This is a genomic window from Flagellimonas pelagia (genome assembly GCF_003584135.1).
GTDB classification, from domain to species: Bacteria; Bacteroidota; Bacteroidia; order Flavobacteriales; family Flavobacteriaceae; genus Flagellimonas; species Flagellimonas pelagia.
The window spans coordinates 232,613-253,079 of sequence record NZ_QXFI01000018.1 but is presented as its reverse complement, the minus strand read 5'-3'; the positions used below and the strand labels follow the sequence as shown (position 1 = coordinate 253,079).

18 protein-coding genes are annotated in these 20,467 nt (G+C 43.3%); 12 read left to right on the top strand and 6 right to left on the bottom strand.

The features are described from left to right. Positions 1-64 precede the first annotated feature (64 nt). The 6 genes from D2V05_RS07605 to D2V05_RS07580 all read left to right on the top strand — a co-directional run bounded on the left by D2V05_RS07605 (position 65) and on the right by D2V05_RS07580 (position 4,726). Positions 65-1,243: an AIR synthase related protein gene (locus D2V05_RS07605; protein WP_119647117.1), complete on the top strand. Its 1,179-nt coding sequence runs from the start codon at positions 65-67 to the stop codon at positions 1,241-1,243. A gap of 47 nt (positions 1,244-1,290) precedes the next feature. Continuing rightward, complete coding sequence (locus tag D2V05_RS07600; protein ID WP_119647116.1) at positions 1,291-1,731, top strand: QcrA and Rieske domain-containing protein; 441 nt, start codon at positions 1,291-1,293, stop codon at positions 1,729-1,731. A 19-nt stretch (positions 1,732-1,750) separates the two neighbouring features. After that, the gene (locus D2V05_RS07595) at positions 1,751-2,188 is read left to right on the top strand and encodes a thioredoxin family protein (RefSeq protein ID WP_119647136.1); all 438 of its coding nucleotides are present in this window, start codon (positions 1,751-1,753) and stop codon (positions 2,186-2,188) included. Then, on the top strand, positions 2,185-3,183 hold the full coding sequence (locus tag D2V05_RS07590; protein ID WP_119647115.1) for an FAD:protein FMN transferase: 999 nt from the start codon (positions 2,185-2,187) through the stop codon (positions 3,181-3,183). Before D2V05_RS07595 ends, D2V05_RS07590 begins: the two co-directional genes overlap by 4 nt. Positions 3,184-3,192: 9 nt before the next feature. Continuing rightward, positions 3,193-3,402: a DUF4266 domain-containing protein gene (locus tag D2V05_RS07585; RefSeq protein WP_119647114.1), complete on the top strand. Its 210-nt coding sequence runs from the start codon at positions 3,193-3,195 to the stop codon at positions 3,400-3,402. Between the two features lie 79 nt (positions 3,403-3,481). After that, positions 3,482-4,726, top strand: coding sequence for a DUF3570 domain-containing protein (locus D2V05_RS07580; RefSeq protein WP_119647113.1), 1,245 nt, complete (start codon positions 3,482-3,484; stop codon positions 4,724-4,726). Here the strand turns inward: D2V05_RS07580 and D2V05_RS07575 are convergent. Further along, positions 4,695-5,372, bottom strand: coding sequence for an ATP-binding cassette domain-containing protein (locus D2V05_RS07575; protein WP_119647112.1), 678 nt, complete (start codon positions 5,370-5,372; stop codon positions 4,695-4,697). The genes D2V05_RS07580 and D2V05_RS07575 overlap by 32 nt on opposite strands. Positions 5,373-5,726: 354 nt before the next feature. On the opposite strand from D2V05_RS07575, the gene prfA reads away from it, so the two are divergent. Both prfA and pyrF read left to right on the top strand, forming a co-directional pair. Beyond that, positions 5,727-6,803, top strand: a complete 1,077-nt coding sequence (prfA, locus tag D2V05_RS07565; RefSeq protein ID WP_119647110.1) for a peptide chain release factor 1 — start codon at positions 5,727-5,729, stop codon at positions 6,801-6,803. 51 nt (positions 6,804-6,854) lie between these two features. Next, complete coding sequence (pyrF, locus tag D2V05_RS07560) at positions 6,855-7,682, top strand: orotidine-5'-phosphate decarboxylase (protein WP_119647109.1); 828 nt, start codon at positions 6,855-6,857, stop codon at positions 7,680-7,682. Here the strand turns inward: pyrF and D2V05_RS07555 are convergent. Continuing rightward, positions 7,679-7,873 carry a hypothetical protein gene (locus tag D2V05_RS07555; protein WP_119647108.1) on the bottom strand — a complete coding sequence of 65 codons (195 nt, stop codon included), beginning with the start codon at positions 7,871-7,873 and terminating at the stop codon, positions 7,679-7,681. The two genes, pyrF and D2V05_RS07555, sit on opposite strands and share 4 nt — an antisense overlap. 199 nt (positions 7,874-8,072) lie before the next feature. On the opposite strand from D2V05_RS07555, the gene D2V05_RS07550 reads away from it, so the two are divergent. Further along, positions 8,073-8,579 (top strand): hypothetical protein, encoded by a 507-nt coding sequence (locus D2V05_RS07550; RefSeq protein WP_119647107.1) that lies wholly within the window; start codon positions 8,073-8,075, stop codon positions 8,577-8,579. Between the two features lie 202 nt (positions 8,580-8,781). Here the strand turns inward: D2V05_RS07550 and D2V05_RS07545 are convergent, their stop codons facing one another. The 4 genes from D2V05_RS07545 to D2V05_RS07530 all read right to left on the bottom strand — a co-directional run bounded on the left by D2V05_RS07545 (position 8,782) and on the right by D2V05_RS07530 (position 14,140). Next, the gene (locus D2V05_RS07545) at positions 8,782-9,486 is read right to left on the bottom strand and encodes a DUF4197 domain-containing protein (RefSeq protein WP_119647106.1); all 705 of its coding nucleotides are present in this window, start codon (positions 9,484-9,486) and stop codon (positions 8,782-8,784) included. 126 nt (positions 9,487-9,612) lie between these two features. Further along, positions 9,613-11,472, bottom strand: coding sequence for a glycoside hydrolase family 13 protein (locus tag D2V05_RS07540; RefSeq protein WP_119647105.1), 1,860 nt, complete (start codon positions 11,470-11,472; stop codon positions 9,613-9,615). A 91-nt stretch (positions 11,473-11,563) separates the two neighbouring features. Continuing rightward, a complete protein-coding gene (locus tag D2V05_RS07535) occupies positions 11,564-12,916 on the bottom strand; it encodes an MFS transporter (protein WP_119647104.1) in 1,353 nt (450 codons plus the stop codon). Between the two features lie 165 nt (positions 12,917-13,081). Next, positions 13,082-14,140, bottom strand: coding sequence for a LacI family DNA-binding transcriptional regulator (locus D2V05_RS07530; protein WP_119647103.1), 1,059 nt, complete (start codon positions 14,138-14,140; stop codon positions 13,082-13,084). 218 nt (positions 14,141-14,358) lie between these two features. Here D2V05_RS07530 and D2V05_RS07525 point away from each other — a divergent pair, with 218 nt between their 5' ends. From D2V05_RS07525 to D2V05_RS07515, 3 genes are read left to right on the top strand one after another with little or no spacing between them, the layout of a single operon-like run. Further along, complete coding sequence (locus D2V05_RS07525; protein WP_119647102.1) at positions 14,359-17,439, top strand: SusC/RagA family TonB-linked outer membrane protein; 3,081 nt, start codon at positions 14,359-14,361, stop codon at positions 17,437-17,439. Between the two features lie 10 nt (positions 17,440-17,449). Further along, a complete protein-coding gene (locus D2V05_RS07520) occupies positions 17,450-19,000 on the top strand; it encodes a RagB/SusD family nutrient uptake outer membrane protein (RefSeq protein WP_119647135.1) in 1,551 nt (516 codons plus the stop codon). A gap of 14 nt (positions 19,001-19,014) precedes the next feature. Then, on the top strand, positions 19,015-20,415 hold the full coding sequence (locus D2V05_RS07515) for a SusF/SusE family carbohydrate-binding protein (RefSeq protein ID WP_119647101.1): 1,401 nt from the start codon (positions 19,015-19,017) through the stop codon (positions 20,413-20,415). The last annotated feature ends 52 nt before the right edge of the window (positions 20,416-20,467 follow it).

Below are 20,467 nucleotides of genomic sequence, written 5' to 3'. Positions count from 1 at the left end.
GAAAAGAAGTAGTTCCGTACCCATAATTTGAAGGCTTTCCGTTATTTTTGCCCAAACCTAATTTATGTCGTCCGACTCCAGTAAGAGATATGCGCAACGAGGCGTTTCCGCCTCCAAGGAAGATGTGCACAATGCCATCAAGAACATTGATAAGGGGCTTTTTCCCAAGGCTTTCTGCAAAATAGTGCCCGATTATCTCACAGGAAGTAAAGACCATTGTTTGGTCATGCATGCCGACGGGGCAGGAACAAAATCCTCCTTGGCCTATATGTACTGGAAAGAGACTGGAGATATATCGGTATGGAAAGGGATTGCCCAGGATGCCCTCATCATGAATGTGGATGACCTGATCTGTGTGGGCGCTACAAACAATATTATGTTGTCCTCTACCATAGGTCGGAATAAAAATTTGGTTCCTGGGGAAGTGATTTCTGCCATCATCAATGGTACGGAAGAATTGATTTCCGACTTGGCCGAACACGGGATTACCATTCATTCCACAGGAGGTGAAACAGCCGATGTGGGGGATTTGGTACGAACCATCATCGTGGATTCTACCGTCACGGCACGCATGAAACGCAGCGAGGTCATCGATAATGCCAATATTAAGGCAGGAGATGTAATCGTCGGATTGGAATCGTACGGCCAGGCAACCTATGAAAGTGGGTACAATGGCGGTATGGGAAGCAATGGTCTAACGTCGGCTCGCCATGATGTTTTCGGAAAATATCTGGCCAAAAAATACCCCGAAAGTTACGATGCTTCGGTTCCTGAGGAATTGGTGTATTCTGGCAATACGAAATTGACGGATTCCGTTCCCGGCGCTCCTTTGGATGCGGGAAAATTAGTGTTGTCACCAACCCGGACCTATGCTCCGATTATAAAAAAGATCCTATCAAAATATACCTCGGATGATATCCATGGAATGGTGCATTGTAGTGGTGGTGCCCAGACGAAGATTTTACACTTTGTTGAGCAGTTCCATATCATCAAGGACAACATGTTCCCGATACCTCCTTTGTTTCAATTGATACAGGAACAATCCGGTACCGATTGGAAGGAAATGTACCAAGTTTTCAACTGCGGGCATCGTATGGAAATCTATGTAAATGAACAAGTTGCTGAGGATATTATCTCTATCTCAAAAAGTTTTGGTGTGGATGCGCAGATCATTGGTAGGGTGGAAGCTTCCGAAAGCAAAAAATTGACCATCCAAAGCGAGTACGGCAAGTTTGAATATTAGCATACGAATCTTCCTTAAATAGCGTTTTATATTATAAACCTCACGCTATGGAAAGAAAGGAATTTTTGAGAAGTTTAGGCGCTGGTGCTGCATTCGCCCTAACTTTTCCCTGTTTGCAAGGATGCTCCAAGGACGAAGTCAACGGGAATATTGTGGAAGAACCTACGGGTGTTGATTTTACGGTAGACCTTGGTTCCGCCGAAGCAGCCAACCTTGCGAATAATGGAGGGTTTATCCTGAAAAATTTAGTGGTGATTGCCAAAAACCTGGAAGGTGAGTTCATTGCCGCAAGCCAGGTCTGTAGTCATGAATCCTATGATCAAGTTCGGTTTGTGAACCAAAGCGGCGGTATTTTTTATTGTGATGTGCATGGTTCTCGTTTTGATCAAGATGGTACACCCTTGAACCAAGTGGACAGCGCGCCCGCCAAGGCCATAAAAGTGTACAACACCGAGTTGAACGGTTCCATACTTCGGATTTATGAGTAAACCTTTTAGTCCCAAATCCATGAAAAAGATATTGATCCTACTTTCACTTGTTTTTGCATCTGCACTTCAGGCCCAAGAATGGCAGCCAAGCTTCAATGATGCCGTTTCCAAGGCCAAAGAGGAGAATAAACCCATTGTTTTGGTGTTCTCTGGATCGGATTGGTGCGCTCCCTGTATCCGTTTGAAGAAGCATATTTTTGATAGCGATGAGTTTAAAGCATATGCTTCGGAACATTATGTGCTCTACAATGCTGACTTTCCTAGAAAGAAGCAAAACCAACTTCCAGAACCTTTGATGGCCACAAATAAATCCCTGATCGAGAGGTATAACCCGAAGGGTTATTTTCCCTTGGTGGTGGTTTTGGATAAAAATGAAAAAGTATTGGGAGAAACAGGTTTTGTGGCCCGTTCTACCCCGGAAAAATATATTGCGACCCTTAATAAGTTCATAAAATGAAAAAGCGATTTGCTCTTTTGTTCAGCCTCTTCTGTATGCTGTCCCAAGGGCAGATGCTGCATAAGGATGTGACCGTTAGGAAGGTCTTGAAGTTGATGGGCACCCGGTTCGAGATCACCGTGGTGGCCCCCAACGAGGAAATAGGGTATATCAATATTGATCTGGCCGTTTCGGAAATTGAACGTATTGAAAAAATCATTTCTTCATGGGACAAGGATTCGGAAACAACCCTGATCAATCAAAATGCAGGCATAAAACCCGTCAAGGTAAGTCCTGAGCTTTTTGGATTGATAGAACGCGCTATAAAGATTTCGGATATTACCGACGGCGCTTTCGATATCACTTATGCTTCCATGGACAACATTTGGAAGTTTGATGGGACCATGACAAGCCTTCCATCCAAAGAGGATGTCCAAAAGTCCATTACCAAGATCGGATATCAAAAAATTGTTCTCGACCCTGAAAAGGAAACGGTGTTTTTGCCCGAACCCGGCATGCGGATTGGCTTTGGTGCCATTGGAAAAGGATATGCGGCAGACCGTGCCAAAGAACTTTTGGTTTCCAAGGATGTGAAGGGTGGCATCATCAACGCATCCGGGGATTTGACCACTTGGGGAACCAAGGTTACCGGGGAAAAATGGCTGGTGGGTATTGCCAATCCTTTGAGTAAGGATAAAGTGTTCAGTTGGTTGCCGATTATAGAATCATCCGTGGCCACGTCTGGCAATTATGAAAAGTTCGTGACCTTGAATGGTAAAAAATATTCCCATATCATCGATCCAAGAACGGGCTATCCTACTACGGGAATCAGCAGTGTTTCCATTTTTGCTAAACAAGCGGAACTTTGTGATGCGTTAGCTACTGCCGTTTTCATCATGGGAAAGGATGTTGGTCTGCACATGATCAACCAAATCGATGGGGTAGAGGCCGTAGTGGTGGACTCGGATAACAAAATCCATAAGAGTTCTGGTATCATGTTCGATGTGAATCCGTAAATTTACCACATGCGAAAACCTCTATTTTTACTGCTTCTCTTGATTTTTTCAAGCTCTTGCGTTGCCGTTCGTGAATATGACAAGGTCTATCTGAACGATGTGGAAATGCAATTGGGGGCACGGGCCAATGAACGTTTCGAAACCAATTTTCATATTTACAGGGAGGCGTCGTCCGGTGCCAATGGCGGTAAGACAGGCGGTGGTTGTGGCTGTAATTAACTCAAAAAATATGAGCAGTAAATCTCACGTAACCCAAAATAAAACCATCTTAGGAGCCATTCTTTTTGGGGTTTTCGTGATGATGGGTTCCTTGGTTTTTGCTCAACAGCCCGATACTTCTTATAAAAAGAGGGTTTTGGAAACCAGCGAGGTCGATGTATTGTTCAGCTATTACAATCAAGATGGTAAACATGCGGCTGTCACGGGTGGTGAGGGTACGGAAGAATTGACGGATGCCACTTCTACCATTGTCTTGCGCATGCCCATGAACGAGAACGATGTGCTGACCGTGGATGTGGGGCTTTCTGCTTATACTTCTGCTTCCTCCAGTAACATCAATCCGTTGGATGGCGGAATCAATGTGACCCCCTTCGATGCTTCTTCGGGGGAATCCAGAAAGGATTTGTTGGCCTACATCAACCCAAGTTATGCGCATAGTTCAGAAGACCGGAACTCCATTTGGAGCGCCAATGCCTACCTGTCTTCCGAATACGATTATTTTTCCATCGGTTTTGGCGGTAGCTACACCAAATTGTTCAACGAAAAGAATACTGAAATCACCTTGAGTGGCAAGGTGTTTTTGGACAAATGGAATCCCGTTTATCCCATTGAACTGCGTGAAGAGTTTTTTGATAACCGTATCACGGGAAATGGAACATATAGCCCCATTTTTTCCGAGTTTGATAAGGAAACGAGAAACTCCTATTCCCTGTCTTTAAGCTTTTCCCAAATATTGACGGAGAAACTACAAGGGGCACTGTTTTTGGACTTGGTGTCCCAGAACGGTTTGCTCAGTACGCCTTTCCAAAGGGTTTATTTTGCTGATTTTGAGGATTTTTATATTGATGATTTTCAGCTGGCGGACAACATAGAGCAATTGCCGGATAGCCGATTGAAGGTTCCTTTTGGGGGAAGATTGAACTATTACCTGAACGATTTGATTGTGTTGCGTTCCTATTATCGGTTTTATTGGGATGATTGGGGGATTACCTCCCATACCGCAAGTTTGGAGGTGCCATTCAAAATGACCGATAAGTTTACGTTATACCCAACCTATCGCTATTATACCCAAACAGCGGCCGATTATTTTTATCCCAAGGAAGTTGCACTTTCTTCCTATTCCTTCTACACCTCGGATTATGACCTTTCCGATTACAGTGCCCATCAATACGGCATGGGAGTACAATACCGGGATATTTTTACCTCGGCACGCGTGTTCAATTTTGGCCTAAAGACCATCGACCTGCGTTTTAGCCAGTACGATCGTAGTGATGGCCTCAATGCCTTCATCATTACCTTGGGGACCACTTTTGTAGGGAATTAACAGTTAAATACCCTTCGTTGATTAATTCCTTGGTGTTGCCAATCAGCTTGGAGCAGCCATTCTTAAGTAAGTAAATGTTATCGCTGATATCTAGAATGTGTTCGTAAGAATGATCGGTAATCAAGATGATTTTATTTGACTTTTGTTCATGAATCAAAGCTTTGATTCTTTCAACATAAACAGGTGCTATAAAAGAAAAAGGCTCGTCCAATAAAATGACATCATGGTGGCTCTTCAAAATCAAATAGGTTTCAATGAGTCTGAGTTCACCACTTGATATCTGATGTGCACGGTACTCTTTGTAGATTTTGAAACTCTCAAAATACCCAATGAATTCATCCCATTCAATATTAAATAGTTTGAATGCCGTTTTAAGTTTAATTTTCTTTGTTAGTAACCTGTGTTGGGGTAGATAAGCGATTTTGTTTGTTGAGAATAATGGTTTTTTAATGTTTTTACCATCAATTCGAATCGACTTGTATTTGGATGATAAACTACCGAAGATAATATTGAGAAGCGAAGTTTTGCCTGATCCATTTCTCCCCATTATACCTGTAACCGTGCCTAACTTTGAATGGAGGTATATACCGGATAATACTTTCTTTGTTCCGTAGTTCAACTCTATGTTATCTACTTCTAAGACCATAGAAAGAAGAGCCAACGGATTAAAAAGGTTAGGATGACATCAAAAACAAAGGATAGAAAAAAAAGATGAACTATGGATAGACCAAAGTTTTGATAAAATATCAATTCCCTTTTTGATTGGATGTCCAAAAATCTTAGAAAATAAAATCCCAAAAGAATCAACTTTATTGTCAAAACTGTCGAAAAAGAAAATCCAATGAAAAATAGAACTATATTCAGAATTGCAGATACGAGTAGCAAGGACTTGTAATACAAGAAAGCCAGCATGTAGATTTTAAGGCGGAACAATGAGAGCATGGTATTTACTAAATGTACAAATTAATCGTAAATTCGCAGTCTTAAGGAGGACAGGTTTATGCTAGACAAACTGAATATCGTAAAGCAACGTTTTGACGAGGTTTCCGATTTGATCATTCAGCCCGACGTAATTGCTGATCAGCAACGATACATCAAGTTGAACAAGGAATATAAGGATCTTAAGGTCCTTGCCGATAAACGTGATGAATATATAGCTCTCACCAACAACTTACAGGAAGCGGAAGAAATTATTGCCGATGGCAGTGATGCGGAAATGGTGGAGATGGCCAAAATGCAAATGGACGAGGCCAAAAGTGCCTTGCCCAAATTGGAGGATGAAATCAAATTCTTATTGATCCCCAAAGATCCAGAAGATGCCAAGGATGTAGTGATGGAGATACGTGCCGGAACCGGCGGGGACGAGGCCAGTATTTTTGCCGGGGACCTTTTCCGTATGTACACCAAATATTGTGAATCCAAGGGATGGCGAACCAATGTCATCGACCTGAATGAAGGTACGAGTGGCGGGTATAAGGAAATCCATTTTGAAGTTTCTGGAGAGGATGTGTACGGTACCTTGAAATTTGAAGCAGGGGTGCACCGTGTACAGCGTGTTCCCCAAACGGAGACCCAAGGTAGGGTGCATACCAGTGCTGCGACCGTAATGGTGATTCCGGAAGCGGAGGAATTTGACGTACAGATAGACCCCAAGGATGTACGAATCGATTATTTCTGTTCTTCGGGACCTGGTGGCCAGTCAGTGAACACCACCTATTCCGCCGTGCGATTGACCCACGTTCCCACGGGGATTGTGGCACAGTGTCAGGACGAAAAATCACAACACAAGAACAAGGATAAGGCCTTTAGGGTATTACGGGCCAGGTTGTACGATATGGAGTTGGCCAAAAAACAGGCTGAGGATGCCGCAAAGCGAAATTCTCAAGTGAGCAGTGGTGACCGTTCGGCCAAGATCCGTACCTATAACTATCCCCAGGGAAGGGTAACCGACCATAGGATCGGATTGACCCTGTATGATTTGCAGAATATCATGAACGGGGATATCCAGAAAATCATCGACGAACTGATGTTGGTCGACAATACCGAAAAGCTAAAAGAAGCTTCGGAAATTTTCTAAGCTTCGTGTGATTACAATGGTCCGTTAGAGTACAGTAGAGAACCACTTTAAATGAAAATAGAACATCTCATCTCACAGATTCGTAAAAAGAAATCCTTTCTCTGTGTTGGCCTTGATACGGATTTGGAAAAAATTCCAGAGCATCTCCTTAAAGAAGAGGATCCCATTTTTGAGTTCAATAAGGCGATTATTGATGCTACCCATCAATATAGTGTGGCCTACAAACCCAATATCGCTTTTTATGAGGCGTATGGCTTGCCAGGTTGGAAATCGTTGGAGCGTACCATGGAGTATTTGAATGCCAATTATCCTGAACTGTTCACTATTGCAGATGCCAAGCGGGGCGATATCGGGAACACTTCCACACGATATGCCAAGGCCTTTTTTGAAACCATGGATTTTGATTCCATTACCATTGCACCTTATATGGGGAAGGACTCGGTGGAACCTTTTTTGGAATTTGAGGATAGGCATACCATTTTGCTGGCATTGACATCGAATGAAGGTGCTTTTGACTTTCAAACCAAAAAATTGGAAGGGGAAGAACTGTACAAGCAGGTTTTGAAAACCTCTAAAACCTATAAGGGTTCTGAACGGTTGATGTATGTGGTAGGAGCAACCAAGGCCACCTATTTACAGGAAATCAGGGAAATCGTGCCCGAAAGTTTTTTATTGGTGCCTGGTGTAGGGGCACAAGGAGGTAGTTTGCAGGACGTGTGCAAATATGGCATGACCAAAAACATTGGATTGTTGGTCAATTCTTCGCGTGGCATATTGTACGCTTCCAAGGAAAGCGATTTTGCGGAAATAGCTGCTGCTAAGGCTGAAGAAATCCAAAAGGAAATGGAACACGAGCTTGAAATTTATATCCAATCTTAGGATAGGCTTTCCAATACTTTTTTAATCCCTTGGGCTTTTCTCTTGAAGAATTCACCCAAACGTGTATCTACGTGTGCAACATCCGAAGCTTTCTCGATAAAGTTATTGTACATGACCTCCAAAACGGAAATTGCCTCACTTCCACTGGTAATCGGGGTCACTGTTCCGACTCTGCAATATTGATTGTTCATGATTTTCAAGATTTGTTAATATCAAAGATACGTTGAAATGCTGCCTATGGATTATGGTCTAGTGGGGTATACGTCTAGAAATCAGGTCTTTTATCTAAAATTTAACGAATCAGGGCCAAAACAAGACTAATTCTTACAATGGCTTAGGATAAAATTAACTTACCTTTAATAACAACCAGAATATCGGAAAATTGAAAACATGAAAAAGCTAGTACTACCGATTCTACTCTTTATGTCGATACTAGTGAACGCCCAAAATAATGGTTCTTGTAATTGCTGTTCGGAAAACCATAAGGCTTTTGACTTTTGGATTGGGGAATGGGAGGTTACCAATTACAATAACGGCAAACCTGCAGGCAGCAGTGTGATCAGCAGGGAGGAGGATGGTTGTGTGATTCGTGAGAATTGGACCAGTGCCCAAGCCGGATATACAGGGACAAGCATGAATTTTTACAATGCAGGTACAGGGCTATGGGAGCAATTATGGGTGGACAATGCGGGGGCTATCCTGAAACTGAAAGGAAACAGGGTTGAAAATCAAATGATTTTGACCTCGGATGAATTTATCAAGGAAGATGGTAAAAAGTACAGAAACCGCATTACTTGGACAAAACTTGAGGATGGGAGTGTGCGACAATTATGGGAGGTGTTCCAAGGAGAAACAGTGGTTTCAACAGCTTTTGATGGCCTTTACAAAAGGAAATAAACAAAAAAGCCAGTGCGAGAACACTGGCTTTTAAACTAACTAACTCAAAAAAATGCTAACTCAGATAACTTGTTACAAAATTCTCTTTAAACCTTCACGTCAAGGTTAACTTAACTTTAGGATTTTGTTATAATTATTTCATTTTATTGAGTTTATAACGTAGATATTTTTGACTTATTGCGTTATTCAAAAAAAATTATAATTAATCTTGCAAAGCAAACACCTTTTTTAACAAATCTGTTGTCCTGGACGAAACCTTTGTCCTAATTTCCTTCTCTTCCACGGCTATCATGGTATAGACTCCGGCCAAGGCTTCGTTGGTGGTATAATCGGTTAGATCGGGGTTCACGTCGTTGGTGAGGGGCAGGTTATTGTACTTGGTGATGATATTGCTCCAAATTTTGTCCGCACCTACTTTTTGGAAAGAATTCTTGATGATTGGGTTGAATTTATTGTACAACTGGGTCTTGGTGGCCTGTTGCAGGTATTGCGTGGCGGCATTGTCATTCCCCAACAAAATTTGTTTGGCATCTTTAAAGGTGATGCCCTTCACCGCTTCGACAAATATGGGGGTGGCTTCTCCTACGGCATCTTCGGCGGCCCTATTGATGATTTTTAGACCTTCGTCAGCAAGGCTGGACAATCCAATGTCCCTCAAGGTCTTATCAACCTTTTGAAGTTCTTCCGGCAACAGGATCTTGACCAGTTCGTTTTTGAAAAATCCGTTTTCAAGGGCCAGTTTGTTCACCTGTTTTTCAATACCCATGTTCAAGGCTTCACGTAATCCTTGGGCAATTTCTGCGTTGCCAATTCCTGTTGTTCCTTGGGGTAATTGATTCACAACCTGTTGGAGTTCGGTACATGCTACAAGTTGAAATAGTAGGATGCAAAGTAGTGCTCGTTTCATGATATATTTTTTATAGTTAGGGTGAAATTACAGCGAAACCTCTAAAAGATGGTCCTGTTCCCTTGCTTTTTAGATAAAATCACCGTGTTATTTTTTAAGGAAACACCTAAAACAAACGGGATTGCATTAATTCAGATCAAGGACTAAGCTAGATTTTGCCTTGATTTCCAATGACTTGTCCAGTCCAACATTCTGTCCCGTTATCACATCTGTACCACTTTGATGGTTTTGGATGCCTTCGGCGAACCTTGCCAGGTCGATTTGTTGGTCTTTTAGGGAATTGTTCAAAACCACCATGACCGCATCGTTCGGATTTTCGGGAAAATACCTAAAGTAGACATACACATTGTCCATTGGGGAAAAGTGCAAGGTCTTTCCTTTGTGGATCACCGATTTGGTTTTTCGCCAGTTCAATAGTTTTTTGGTATAATCGAAATACGCCTTTTGCCCATCGGTTCTTCCAGATTCCAAGAATGCATTTTGTGGGTCGCCCGGCCATCCGCCAGGAAAATCTCTTCGGATATCCCCATCGCCCTTACTTTTTTCACCTAGCATCCCAATTTCGTCTCCATAATAGATTTGGGGAATGCCCCTTAAAGTGGCTAACAAAGTAATCGCTAACTTGTATTTGTTCACATCCCCATCAAATGCCTGGTTGATGCGGTTCACATCATGGTTGCCCATCATGATCAATAGGTTGTTGATGTTGGGATAGAGAAAATCCTGCGTCAAGTGATCATAAACCTTGAAGAGGCCATCGCCCCAGTTTTGTTCCGATTGGTTAAAGACTTGGGGAAAAATGTCGTGGAGGGGAAAATCCATCACCGAAGGTAAGTTGGAATTGAACCCTTGGATGGCACCGATCTTACTGTCTTTTTGCCAAAACGCGATATGGGCCGTTTCGTGCATAAAAACCTCGCCCACAATGTTCAGATTGGGATACTCCTCCATCACCCGGGTCACCCATTCGGTAATCCCTACTTTGTCGTTGTAGGGATAGGTGTCTACCCGCATGCCGTCCAAGTTGGCACTTTCGATCCACCAAATGGTATTCTGCACCAAATAATTGATGACCATAGGATTGCTTTCGTTCATATCGGGCATGGTGTAGTCGAACCATCCATCCATACACCCTTTGGCATCATATTTTGAGGCATTGGGATCCAGTTGGGTGGTTTGGATGTAATTACTCCTCTTGAAACCGTTTTCACCGCCTTCCCAATAATGTAACCAATCTTGGGCGGGCAAGTCTTGTATCAACCAATTGTTCAGGCCCCAATGATTGGGCACGTAGTCCATAATGTGTTTCATGCCCCGTTGGTGCAATGCCTCGGTCAACCGAGAAAAATCCTCGTTGCTGCCATAACGGGGGTCCATTTGGTAGAGGTCACTACAGGCATATCCGTGATAGGAATAGGTCTTTTCATTGTCGAGGGTCAAAGGAGTACTCCATAAGGTTGTGGCTCCAAGCTCATCAATGTAATCCAGATGGTCAATAATTCCTTGGATATCTCCTCCGTGCCTACCACCTTGTTGGCTCCGATCGGCCATTTCAATGGTTTTGGGATGACTGTCATTTGACGTGTCGCCATTGGCAAACCGATCGGGCATCAAAAGATAGATTACATCCGAGGAGTCAAAACCTTTTCGGTCGGCCGAGCCTTCCCTTCGCTCCAAGAATTGGTAATCTACCGAAGAAATGGTTCGTCGTCCTTTTTTAAATTTTATTTTGATGGTACCCGGTTGTACGCTCTTGGTGTCCACCGTAATGAACAGGTAGTTTGGGTTCTCCGTGTTCTCAATTTTTTTGATGGTGATATTGGGCGAGAATTCAGGTTGGAGTTCACTGATTTGGTTTCCATGTACCAATAATTGGAGTTCGGAGTTCTTCATGCCGGTCCACCAATAAGGAGGTTCCACGCGTTGCACTTGGCCAATGCCGAAGGCAAAAGTCATCAGAATGAATAACGAAATGATATTTTTCATCTATGTTGATTTTTTTTTGGACCATTTTCAAAGTTGAAAAATGGAATGGTTTTCTTTGGATTATAAGTAAAAAGTAGAGTCTGTGTTTCCGTTAAATGGATACGACTTGGTCATCCTTGTCATCCACCCGTGAGACTAACAAAGCAGCTATCAGAAAGGAAATTCCGCTCGTCATCAGTGCATAAATGGGTTGTTCATTGTATAGATATCGCACCATGGGACCTCCAATCAATGCATTGACAATCTGTGGAATCACAATGAAAAAATTGAAAATACCCATGTAAACGCCCATTTTTTGGGGCGGAATGGATCCCGCGAGAATGGCATAGGGCATGGCAAGAATACTGGCCCAGGCCACTCCGATTCCGATCATGGATAGGATGAGCCAATTTTCATCGGGCATGATATAAATGGATAAAAACCCGAGCGCTCCTATTATAAGGGAAATAGCATGTGTTTTCTTTCGTCCCACTTTTTTGGCGATGGCAGGCAGGAAGAAGGCAAAAATGGCAGAAATTCCATTATAGATTCCGAACAGGATGCCTAACCAATCCCCGGCATTTTGAAATGCTGTACTCTGGTTGTCGTTGGGGTCCAGACCATAAATATGTTGAGCAATGGCAGGAAGTGCAAAGACCCATAGTCCAAAAAGCCCAAACCAGGAAAAAAACTGCACCCAGCTTAATTGCCGCATGGTACGGGGCATTTTCCTGAAATCTGTAAAAATATCACTTAGTTTTCCCGGAGCTTCGTCAATGGTGCCTGACCCTTCCGATTGAAGTAACTGGGCCATTTCTTCAGGGGTGTACTCTTTGGTGGTGAACACCGTCACCAATACGCTGGTAATGAGCACCACGGCACCTATGATAAATGATAGTAAAAGGTTAAAAGGTACTTCCCCAGCTCCTGCGGTATTGTCCAGTCCGACCCAATTGGTCAACACATAGGGCAACCAAGAACCCACAACGGCCCCAATCCCGATGAGCACGGTCTGTAGGCTATAACCCAAGGTACGTTGGTCCGCGGGTAAAATATCCGCGATCAAGGCCCTAAAGGGTTCCATGGCCACATTGAACGATGCATCCATGACCATGAGCATTCCGGCACCCACCCAAAGAGCGGGCATAAAGGCAGTGAACATATCGGCATTGGGCATCAGAACAAGCCCCAATGATGCCAAAAGGGCGCCGGTAAGAAAATAGGGGCGACGTCGCCCTAAACGGTTCCAAGTCCTGTCACTATAATGACCAATAATGGGTTGTACGATGAGTCCGGTGAGGGGTGCCACAATCCAGAACCAAGAAAGTTCATGGACATCAGCCCCAAAAATTTGAAGAATTCTGCTGGCATTGGCATTTTGAAGGGCAAAACCCATCTGAATGCCCAAGAAACCAAAACTGAGGTTCCATATTTGCCAAAAACTTAATCGACGCTTTTGAAACATTGTGATTTTTGTATTGGATCAACAATTAATGCAGCTATGAGACTGCTTTTAATACTTTTTAGGGAAAGTAAAATATAAGCGCTGATAAAATCAAAGATATGTTTTTTTTGAAACACACCCCTTTCTTTTTGATTTTACTGAGGAATTTAGGCAGTATTCGGCCTTTCACTTTGACAGGATAGGAGTACTTCGAGTGGAATCCCTGATGATGAGTTCCGTTTTTATCAGTTGGGTGGTAAAGGGCAGTTCCTCTTCTTTTTCCAAGCGGTCGATCAAGGTTTGGGCGGCAAGTTCCCCAATCTGAAATCCATGTTGGCTAACAGTGGTCAAATGGGGTCTGGCGTATTTGGAAAGGATGCCGTCCGAGAACCCAATTACCGACAGGGCATCCGGTACGTTCAACCCACGCATACGGGCCACATTGAGTGCGGTAACGGCATAAATTTCATTTACACCGAAAATTCCGTCAATGTCGGGGTGCTTATCAAAAACCTTGTTTATCCTATCCTCCAAGCTTCGTTGCTCCTCATCGGAATCGCCCAGTTCCCCGATTTTGATTACAAGGTCTTCATTATACTCTATGCCATTTATGTCCAGCGCGTCTTTGTATCCTTCGGTTCGCAACCGACCAATGTTCAGGTAATCCATGGTGGTCAATAACAGGATTTTTTTACAGCCTATATCGACGAGCTTTTGAACGGCCATTTGACCAGCTTCCCGATCGTCAACAATGATCTTGTCGCAAACAATATCGTCCACAACGCGATCGAACATGACTATTGGGATGTTCCTGTTCTGTATCTCTTGAAGATGGATATAGTTTTGTTTCAACAAGGTCTCTTTGGATAATGAGATGATAAAACCATCAATGCTGCCATCAATCAACATTTCCATGTTTATGGCCTCTTTGTCCAAGGATTCGTTGGTAACCCCAATGATTACGTTATACTCTTTGGAATTCGCCACTTCTTCGATTCCTGAAATCACTTTCGCAAAAAAATGGTGTACGATCTCGGGTATGATGACCCCGATGGTCTTGGTCTTCTTGTTCTTTAAGCTTAGGGCGATACTGTTGGGGCGATAGTTATAAAATTTGGCAAAAGCCTGGACCTTATCGCGATTTTCCTGACTGATATCCTTGTCATCTTTTAAGGCCTTGGATACAGTTGAAATGGAAAGCCCCAGTTCGGAAGCAATCTTTTTAAGTGTCATTTTCGGCTTCATGCTGCAATGGATTTCTGGTGGGGTGGCCAGTTATTCGTCAATTAAGAGCTAAATATACTTTGATCGGGACAGTTCACTAAAAATTTGTCAACCTGAAAACGTTATAAGTGCCCAAACATGACAAATGTCAAAAAAAAGCAGGTCTCAATTTACATATTTTAGCAAAAGGGAAGTGAAATATAACAAAATCTTAAAAATTAACTCTAACAAACTTTAATATGAAAATTAGACGGATGCACCTTTTTTGGTGCATGTTTCTGGTTCCTTTCCTGCAGTTTGCACAAATAACTGTTCAGGGTGTCGTGACAGACGCGACGACCCAGGAGCCATTGCCCGGTGTAAGTATTCTTCTTAAGGGAACAACGCAGGGGACCGCAACGGATTTTGATGGAAATTATGTTCTTCAAGCAAATCTGGGCGATACCTTGGTTTTTTCGTACATCGGATTTCAAAGTAAGGAAGTCGTAGTTTCGGGTAGTTCTTTGAGTGTTGTGCTATTGGAAGATACTACGACACTGGATGAAGTGGTCATCATAGGGTATGGTACCACAACGGTGAAGGATGCCACAGGTTCGGTTTCCTCGGTAACAACGGAAGACTTTAACAAAGGTGCCATTGTGAGTACCGATCAATTGTTGACAGGTAAAACGGCAGGTGTCCGTATTACCAACAATGGTGGACAACCCGATTCGGCTCCGAACATTCGTATTCGGGGTGGGTCATCATTAACGGCGAACAACAGCCCTTTGATCGTTATCGACGGTATTCCTGTGGACAATACGAACCCTGCTGGGGTGAGCAACCCATTGACATTAGTCAATCCAAACGATGTGGAAAGCTTTTCCATTTTGAAGGATGCCTCGGCCACCGCCATTTATGGTTCCAGGGCCTCCAACGGGGTTATCATCATTACCACCAAAAAAGGCCTTTCCGGAGAATTCAAATTTAACTTCTCTACAAACACCACGGTCAGTAAGGTGGGCAAGAAGATTGATATGATGGACGGAGATACTTTTGCAAGATTTATCAAGGAATATCATCCTGACTATACCAATTATCTCGGTGTGGATGACCCATCCACGGATGCAGTGGACGATTCTAGTACCGATGCCATTGAAGGTAGAATCTTGTACAACACCGATTGGCAGGATGCCATCTACAGGACTGCCATTTCCTTCGACCATAACTTGAGCGCAAGGGGAAGTATCTTAAAAACGGTACCCATCCGTATGTCTTTGGGATATACGGAAAGTCAGGGTTTAGTTAAAACAAGTGATTACGAACGTATTACGGGGTCTTTAAAATTGACTCCACGATTGCTGGATGACCATTTGAAAGTGGATGTCAACGCTAAGGGAATCATGTCCAAAAAGAACGCCATTGATGAAGGTGGTGCCTTGGGTGGTGCCGTTAATATGGATCCCACAAAACCTGTTTATGACAATTCTTATGGAAATCTTTTTGGAGGGTACTATCAGAATGTGAAAATCGAAGAGGATGATGAATACAATATAACAAGATTGGATGGGCAATGGAACCCTGTAGCCCTTTTGATGCAGCGGTATCGCCCTGAAAGGGTACAGAAGTTGCTTGCCAATGTAGAGTTGGATTATAAGATGCATTTCTTGCCCGAATTGCGCGCGGTGGCCAATGTGGGTATCGAAGCCTCAAAGTCCAAGATCAAGGAAGTGTATGTGGACAATTCCATAGCCACATATCAGATCAACGACACTGAACACGAAAGTGTCTTCAACGAAGGGGTCAATTATAGGGAAAACCAAGATATTGTGAACCGTACTTTTGAAGGGTATTTGGCCTATGCCAAGGATTTGGGCGGAGCCATTAACAATTTTGATGTACAGGCAGGGTATTCGTACCAAAACTTTAAGAACGATGGTAATAAGGAAATATACAGGTACAATCTGGACACTGGAGTTAGGGAAGTGCAACCGAACGAGCAAAATCCTACCAATCGATATTTCAATGAACTCAACCTACAATCCTTTTTTGGACGTGCCAACATTAATTTCTACGACAGATATTTGCTGACCCTTTCTTTTAGAGCGGATGGGTCATCACTTTTTGTAAAGGACAATCGTTGGGGTTATTTCCCGGCAGCTGCTTTGGCATGGAAGGTAAAAGAGGAAAGCTTCTTGAAAGATGTTGATGTTGTGAACAACCTTAAGTTGAGACTGGGTTGGGGTAGAACAGGTCAACAGGATATAACAGGTCAAGTTGGGTTTTATCCTTCCGTTCCCCTATTTGAGGCTGGGAGTGCTACCAGCCAGTATTTGAGCGGTTATGCCCTATACTCTGCCATTAATTTCAATCCCGACCTTACTTGGGAAAAGGCCGAGACGTATAATGCGGGGCTTGATTTTGGTCTTTTCAAAGGAAATATTCTGAGCGGGTCTTTTGATGTATATTATCGCACCACTAAGGATTTGTTGGCCTTTGTGCCTACAGCACCGGGCCAATCATTAGGGTCTTCGTTTGCCAAGAATGTGGGGGAGACCGAGAGTAAAGGTTTTGAAATCAATTTCAATGTAAAGGCATTGAGCCAAGAGAAAATGGCATTGGAATTCTATGGAAACACCTCCTACAATCGTGCTGAAGTGACCAATTTGAAGGATGCTACCTATATTTCAGCTATTGAGTCCGACATTCCTACAGGTACCGGGGTTAAACTTGCACGCCATGCTGTAGGCTATCAACCTTATTCGGCTTGGGTGTTCAAACAATTGTATGATGCGCAGGGTAATCCAATTCACGGAGCATTTGCCGATTTCAATGGGGATGGGGTAGTGGATAACGACGATCGTTACTATAAAGCGCTTCGCCCCAATTGGACCTTCGGCTTTGGTTTTAACTTTAACTACGGAAAATTAGATTTGAGTTCCAGTTTTAGGGGGCAGATTGGTGGACAGGTGTACAACTCCAGAAGATTGAGTTTAGGTTGGGTGGACAAGGCCATTCCGAACAACTCCAACAGTTTGTCCAACGTGCTGGATTTCTATAATGGGGCAGCGGATTTCAACTTTGTTAATGTACAGGGCAATGTACCGTTCTCCGATTATTTTTTGGAAGATGCTTCTTTCCTTCGATGTGAGAACATTGTATTGGGCTATCGATTGGATGATGCAGTACCCAATGTATCCATGCGTTTTTATGGGGCATTGAACAACCCGTTCATCATCACCAAATACGATGGGCAGGATCCCGAAAATTTCAACGCTATTGACAATAATTTCTATCCAAGACCCCGATCATTCACCATTGGGGTAAATGTGGACTTTTAAAATAATTGACATGAAAAAGTATATATCAATATTCTTTATAATTGTTCCCTTGGCCATTCTAATGCAAGGTTGTACCAGTGATTTGGATACACAACCCGAAGTAGAACTGTCCTTGGATGAACTTTTGGACCAAGACCCCAATGCGGTTGCCGGTATTTTATCGAGATTGTATGCATCTTTTGCCCTGTCGGGTCCAGATGGAGCAGGTAGTTCGGATATAGATGATAATGCAGGGGAATCCCCATTCCTACGTGGAATTATAAACCTTCAGGATTTTACGGCGGATGCCATAAAAAACCGTTGGGGCGATGATGGTCTCGACCAGTTGACCACAACTTCCAACTGGGATGAGAATAATAAATTCTTCCGTTATCTATACAACCGTATTTACTATACTATTCCACAGGCGAACAACCTGCTTTTGGTATTGGGAGCAGTGGATTTGGACAATAAAGATCAGATAGAGGGAGAAGTTCGGTTCATCAGGGCTTTGGCCTATTACTATTTGATCGATTGTTTTGGTAAAGGGGTTTTGGCAACCGAGGAAAATTATGGCACATCGGAACCTTTACCGGAAGTGGACAGACAGGAGCTTTTTACATATGTGGAGAACGAATTGCTGGCAGCCGAGGAGTTGCTCCCCGATACCAACGAATATGGTAGGGCCAATAAAAGTGTGGCACGCATGCTCCTTGCCAAGCTTTACATGAATGCAGGAGTTTACACCGGTACCGAACGATTTGATGATGCAGCTACCTATATTTCAAAGATAATTGATGAAGGTGGCTATTCATTGGATGCAGATTTCGTAAGTATTTTTTCGGGGGACAATTTTATGTCCAATGAAATCATCTTCCCTTTAATAGCCGATTCCCAAAATAGTCAGAGTTATGGTAATACTACCTACATCATAAATGGCAGTCTGGGAACTGAAACCATGACGTTGAGTCAATTTGGGGCCGAGGAAGGCTGGAGCGGCCATAGGGCCACTAAGGCTTGGTACGGTCTGTTCAACAATGGGGATTTGGCAAACAGTACTGATGATAGGGCCGCATTGTTCTGGACAGAAGGGCATAGTTACGAAATGACGGATTATAAGAAATGGACCGATGGCTATCCTTCTATCAAGTTTAGGAACACATTTTATTATAGTGCTTCAAACCCAACAAGTTTTTCCAGTACGGACTTTCCACTGTTCCGGTTGGCGGATGCCTACCTAATGTATGCAGAATGCGCGGTGCGTGGAGCGGCAGGTGCCAGCATGTCCACGGCACTGGGTTATGTGAATGCAGTGAGAAACCGCTCCAACGCAGGTTCCGTTGCCCAATCAGACCTTACCCTGAATTTCATTATGGATGAAAGGGGGAGGGAACTCAATTTCGAGGGGCACAGAAGGAGCGATTTGATACGCTTTGGCAAGTTCACCGGAAATAGTTATCTGTGGCCTTGGAAAGGAAATACTGTGAACGGTACTTCCATTCCGGATACCTATAAATTGTTCCCAATCCCATTGACCGCTTTGGAGGCTAACATTAACCTAACTCAAAATCCAGGATACTAATTAAAACGACTCTCATGAAAAATATAAAATCTTTTATTGCACAGGTCTTAGGGGTGGTAACGGCCCTGGCATTTTTCACAGCTTGTGAAAATGATGATCACGTTCCAGAATTTACATTACAAGCCGCCTCGGAGAATGTGGCCTTTCAGAATACCTTTTTGGCGGAGTACCTACTATCGACAGAAACGGCAAACAACATTGCAGAACGTTTTGTATGGAATCAGGTTGATTTTGGGGTGCAGACCCAAATTTCGTATCAATTGGAGGGTTCCATATCGGAAAATTTTGATGCTGAACCAGATTATCAATACGATTCCGGGACCCTTTCCGAGACCAATGCATCCGTAACCATTAAAAATCTTCTGGCCATGGCTGCCGGTTTGGGGTTGGATGATGATCCGGCAACGACCGACGGGGATGGCAATCCAAATAACACGGGTACGGTTTACTTCAAGGTAACAGCTTTCGTAGGAAGTGGAGAGGGAACGGATGCTGTGTCCACAACTTCTGATGTTGAACAGTTAACCATCACATTAGTGGAAAAATCAGATGAAGGCGGTTCCGGAATACAGATTTCAAGTTGGGGAGTTGTTGGTTCCGGATATAACGATTGGGGAGCCTTTGAGGATGCGCCTTTCTATACAACAGGTACAGATGGAGTTTATGTGGCCTATGTGAACCTTTTGGATGGCGAGATCAAGTTCCGTGAGAATAATGATTGGACCAATAACTTTGGTGATACCGGAGCAGATGGAACGTTGGATGCCGGTGGAGATAATATTGTTGTAACGGCAGGAGACTACAAAATCACAATGGACCTAAATGACAGTACCTATGCTATTGAGGCATATTCTTGGGGTGTAGTGGGTTCTGGTTACAATGATTGGGGAGGAGCAGGACCTGATGCGAAGTTCTTCTACGACTACACTACCGATACCTTCAAAGTAGGCGTAAAACTGATAGATGGAGAGATCAAGTTTAGGTTGAACAACGATTGGGGCACCAATTATGGTGACAGTGGTGCTGATGGAACTCTTGACAATGGTGGAGATAATATCGCAGTAACAGCAGGTTTTTATGCAATTACCCTAGACTTTAATACAGGAACTTATACCATGGAAGAAGCCAGTATATGGGGTGTTGTAGGTTCTGGATATAATGATTGGGGCGCTACACCTGATTTCTTGTTCACCGAGGTCAATCCAGGTATTTGGATTGCCGAGAATGTGGAATTGATTGATGGCGAAATCAAGTTTAGGATCAATGAGGATTGGACCGTGAATTATGGTGATACCGGTGTTGATGGCACTTTGGATGATGGTGGGGATAATATCGTTGTTACCGCTGGAACCTATATCATCACATTGAATTTGACGGAAGGAGAAACCCCGACCTATTCGCTTGACGCAAGATAAGTAAGATGTAAAGAATTTTAAATTCAGATAAAGGGGAACGGCTTAGCCGTTT

Coding starts and splice junctions, on each gene's coding strand:
- D2V05_RS07605 (WP_119647117.1), top strand. CDS start 65: ATGTCGTCCGACTCCAGTAAGAGATATGCGCAACGAGGCGTTTCCGCC.
- D2V05_RS07600 (WP_119647116.1), top strand. CDS start 1,291: ATGGAAAGAAAGGAATTTTTGAGAAGTTTAGGCGCTGGTGCTGCATTC.
- D2V05_RS07595 (WP_119647136.1), top strand. CDS start 1,751: ATGAAAAAGATATTGATCCTACTTTCACTTGTTTTTGCATCTGCACTT.
- D2V05_RS07590 (WP_119647115.1), top strand. CDS start 2,185: ATGAAAAAGCGATTTGCTCTTTTGTTCAGCCTCTTCTGTATGCTGTCC.
- D2V05_RS07585 (WP_119647114.1), top strand. CDS start 3,193: ATGCGAAAACCTCTATTTTTACTGCTTCTCTTGATTTTTTCAAGCTCT.
- D2V05_RS07580 (WP_119647113.1), top strand. CDS start 3,482: ATGATGGGTTCCTTGGTTTTTGCTCAACAGCCCGATACTTCTTATAAA.
- D2V05_RS07575 (WP_119647112.1), bottom strand. CDS start 5,372: ATGGTCTTAGAAGTAGATAACATAGAGTTGAACTACGGAACAAAGAAA.
- prfA (WP_119647110.1), top strand. CDS start 5,727: ATGCTAGACAAACTGAATATCGTAAAGCAACGTTTTGACGAGGTTTCC.
- pyrF (WP_119647109.1), top strand. CDS start 6,855: ATGAAAATAGAACATCTCATCTCACAGATTCGTAAAAAGAAATCCTTT.
- D2V05_RS07555 (WP_119647108.1), bottom strand. CDS start 7,873: ATGAACAATCAATATTGCAGAGTCGGAACAGTGACCCCGATTACCAGT.
- D2V05_RS07550 (WP_119647107.1), top strand. CDS start 8,073: ATGAAAAAGCTAGTACTACCGATTCTACTCTTTATGTCGATACTAGTG.
- D2V05_RS07545 (WP_119647106.1), bottom strand. CDS start 9,486: ATGAAACGAGCACTACTTTGCATCCTACTATTTCAACTTGTAGCATGT.
- D2V05_RS07540 (WP_119647105.1), bottom strand. CDS start 11,472: ATGAAAAATATCATTTCGTTATTCATTCTGATGACTTTTGCCTTCGGC.
- D2V05_RS07535 (WP_119647104.1), bottom strand. CDS start 12,916: ATGTTTCAAAAGCGTCGATTAAGTTTTTGGCAAATATGGAACCTCAGT.
- D2V05_RS07530 (WP_119647103.1), bottom strand. CDS start 14,140: ATGAAGCCGAAAATGACACTTAAAAAGATTGCTTCCGAACTGGGGCTT.
- D2V05_RS07525 (WP_119647102.1), top strand. CDS start 14,359: ATGAAAATTAGACGGATGCACCTTTTTTGGTGCATGTTTCTGGTTCCT.
- D2V05_RS07520 (WP_119647135.1), top strand. CDS start 17,450: ATGAAAAAGTATATATCAATATTCTTTATAATTGTTCCCTTGGCCATT.
- D2V05_RS07515 (WP_119647101.1), top strand. CDS start 19,015: ATGAAAAATATAAAATCTTTTATTGCACAGGTCTTAGGGGTGGTAACG.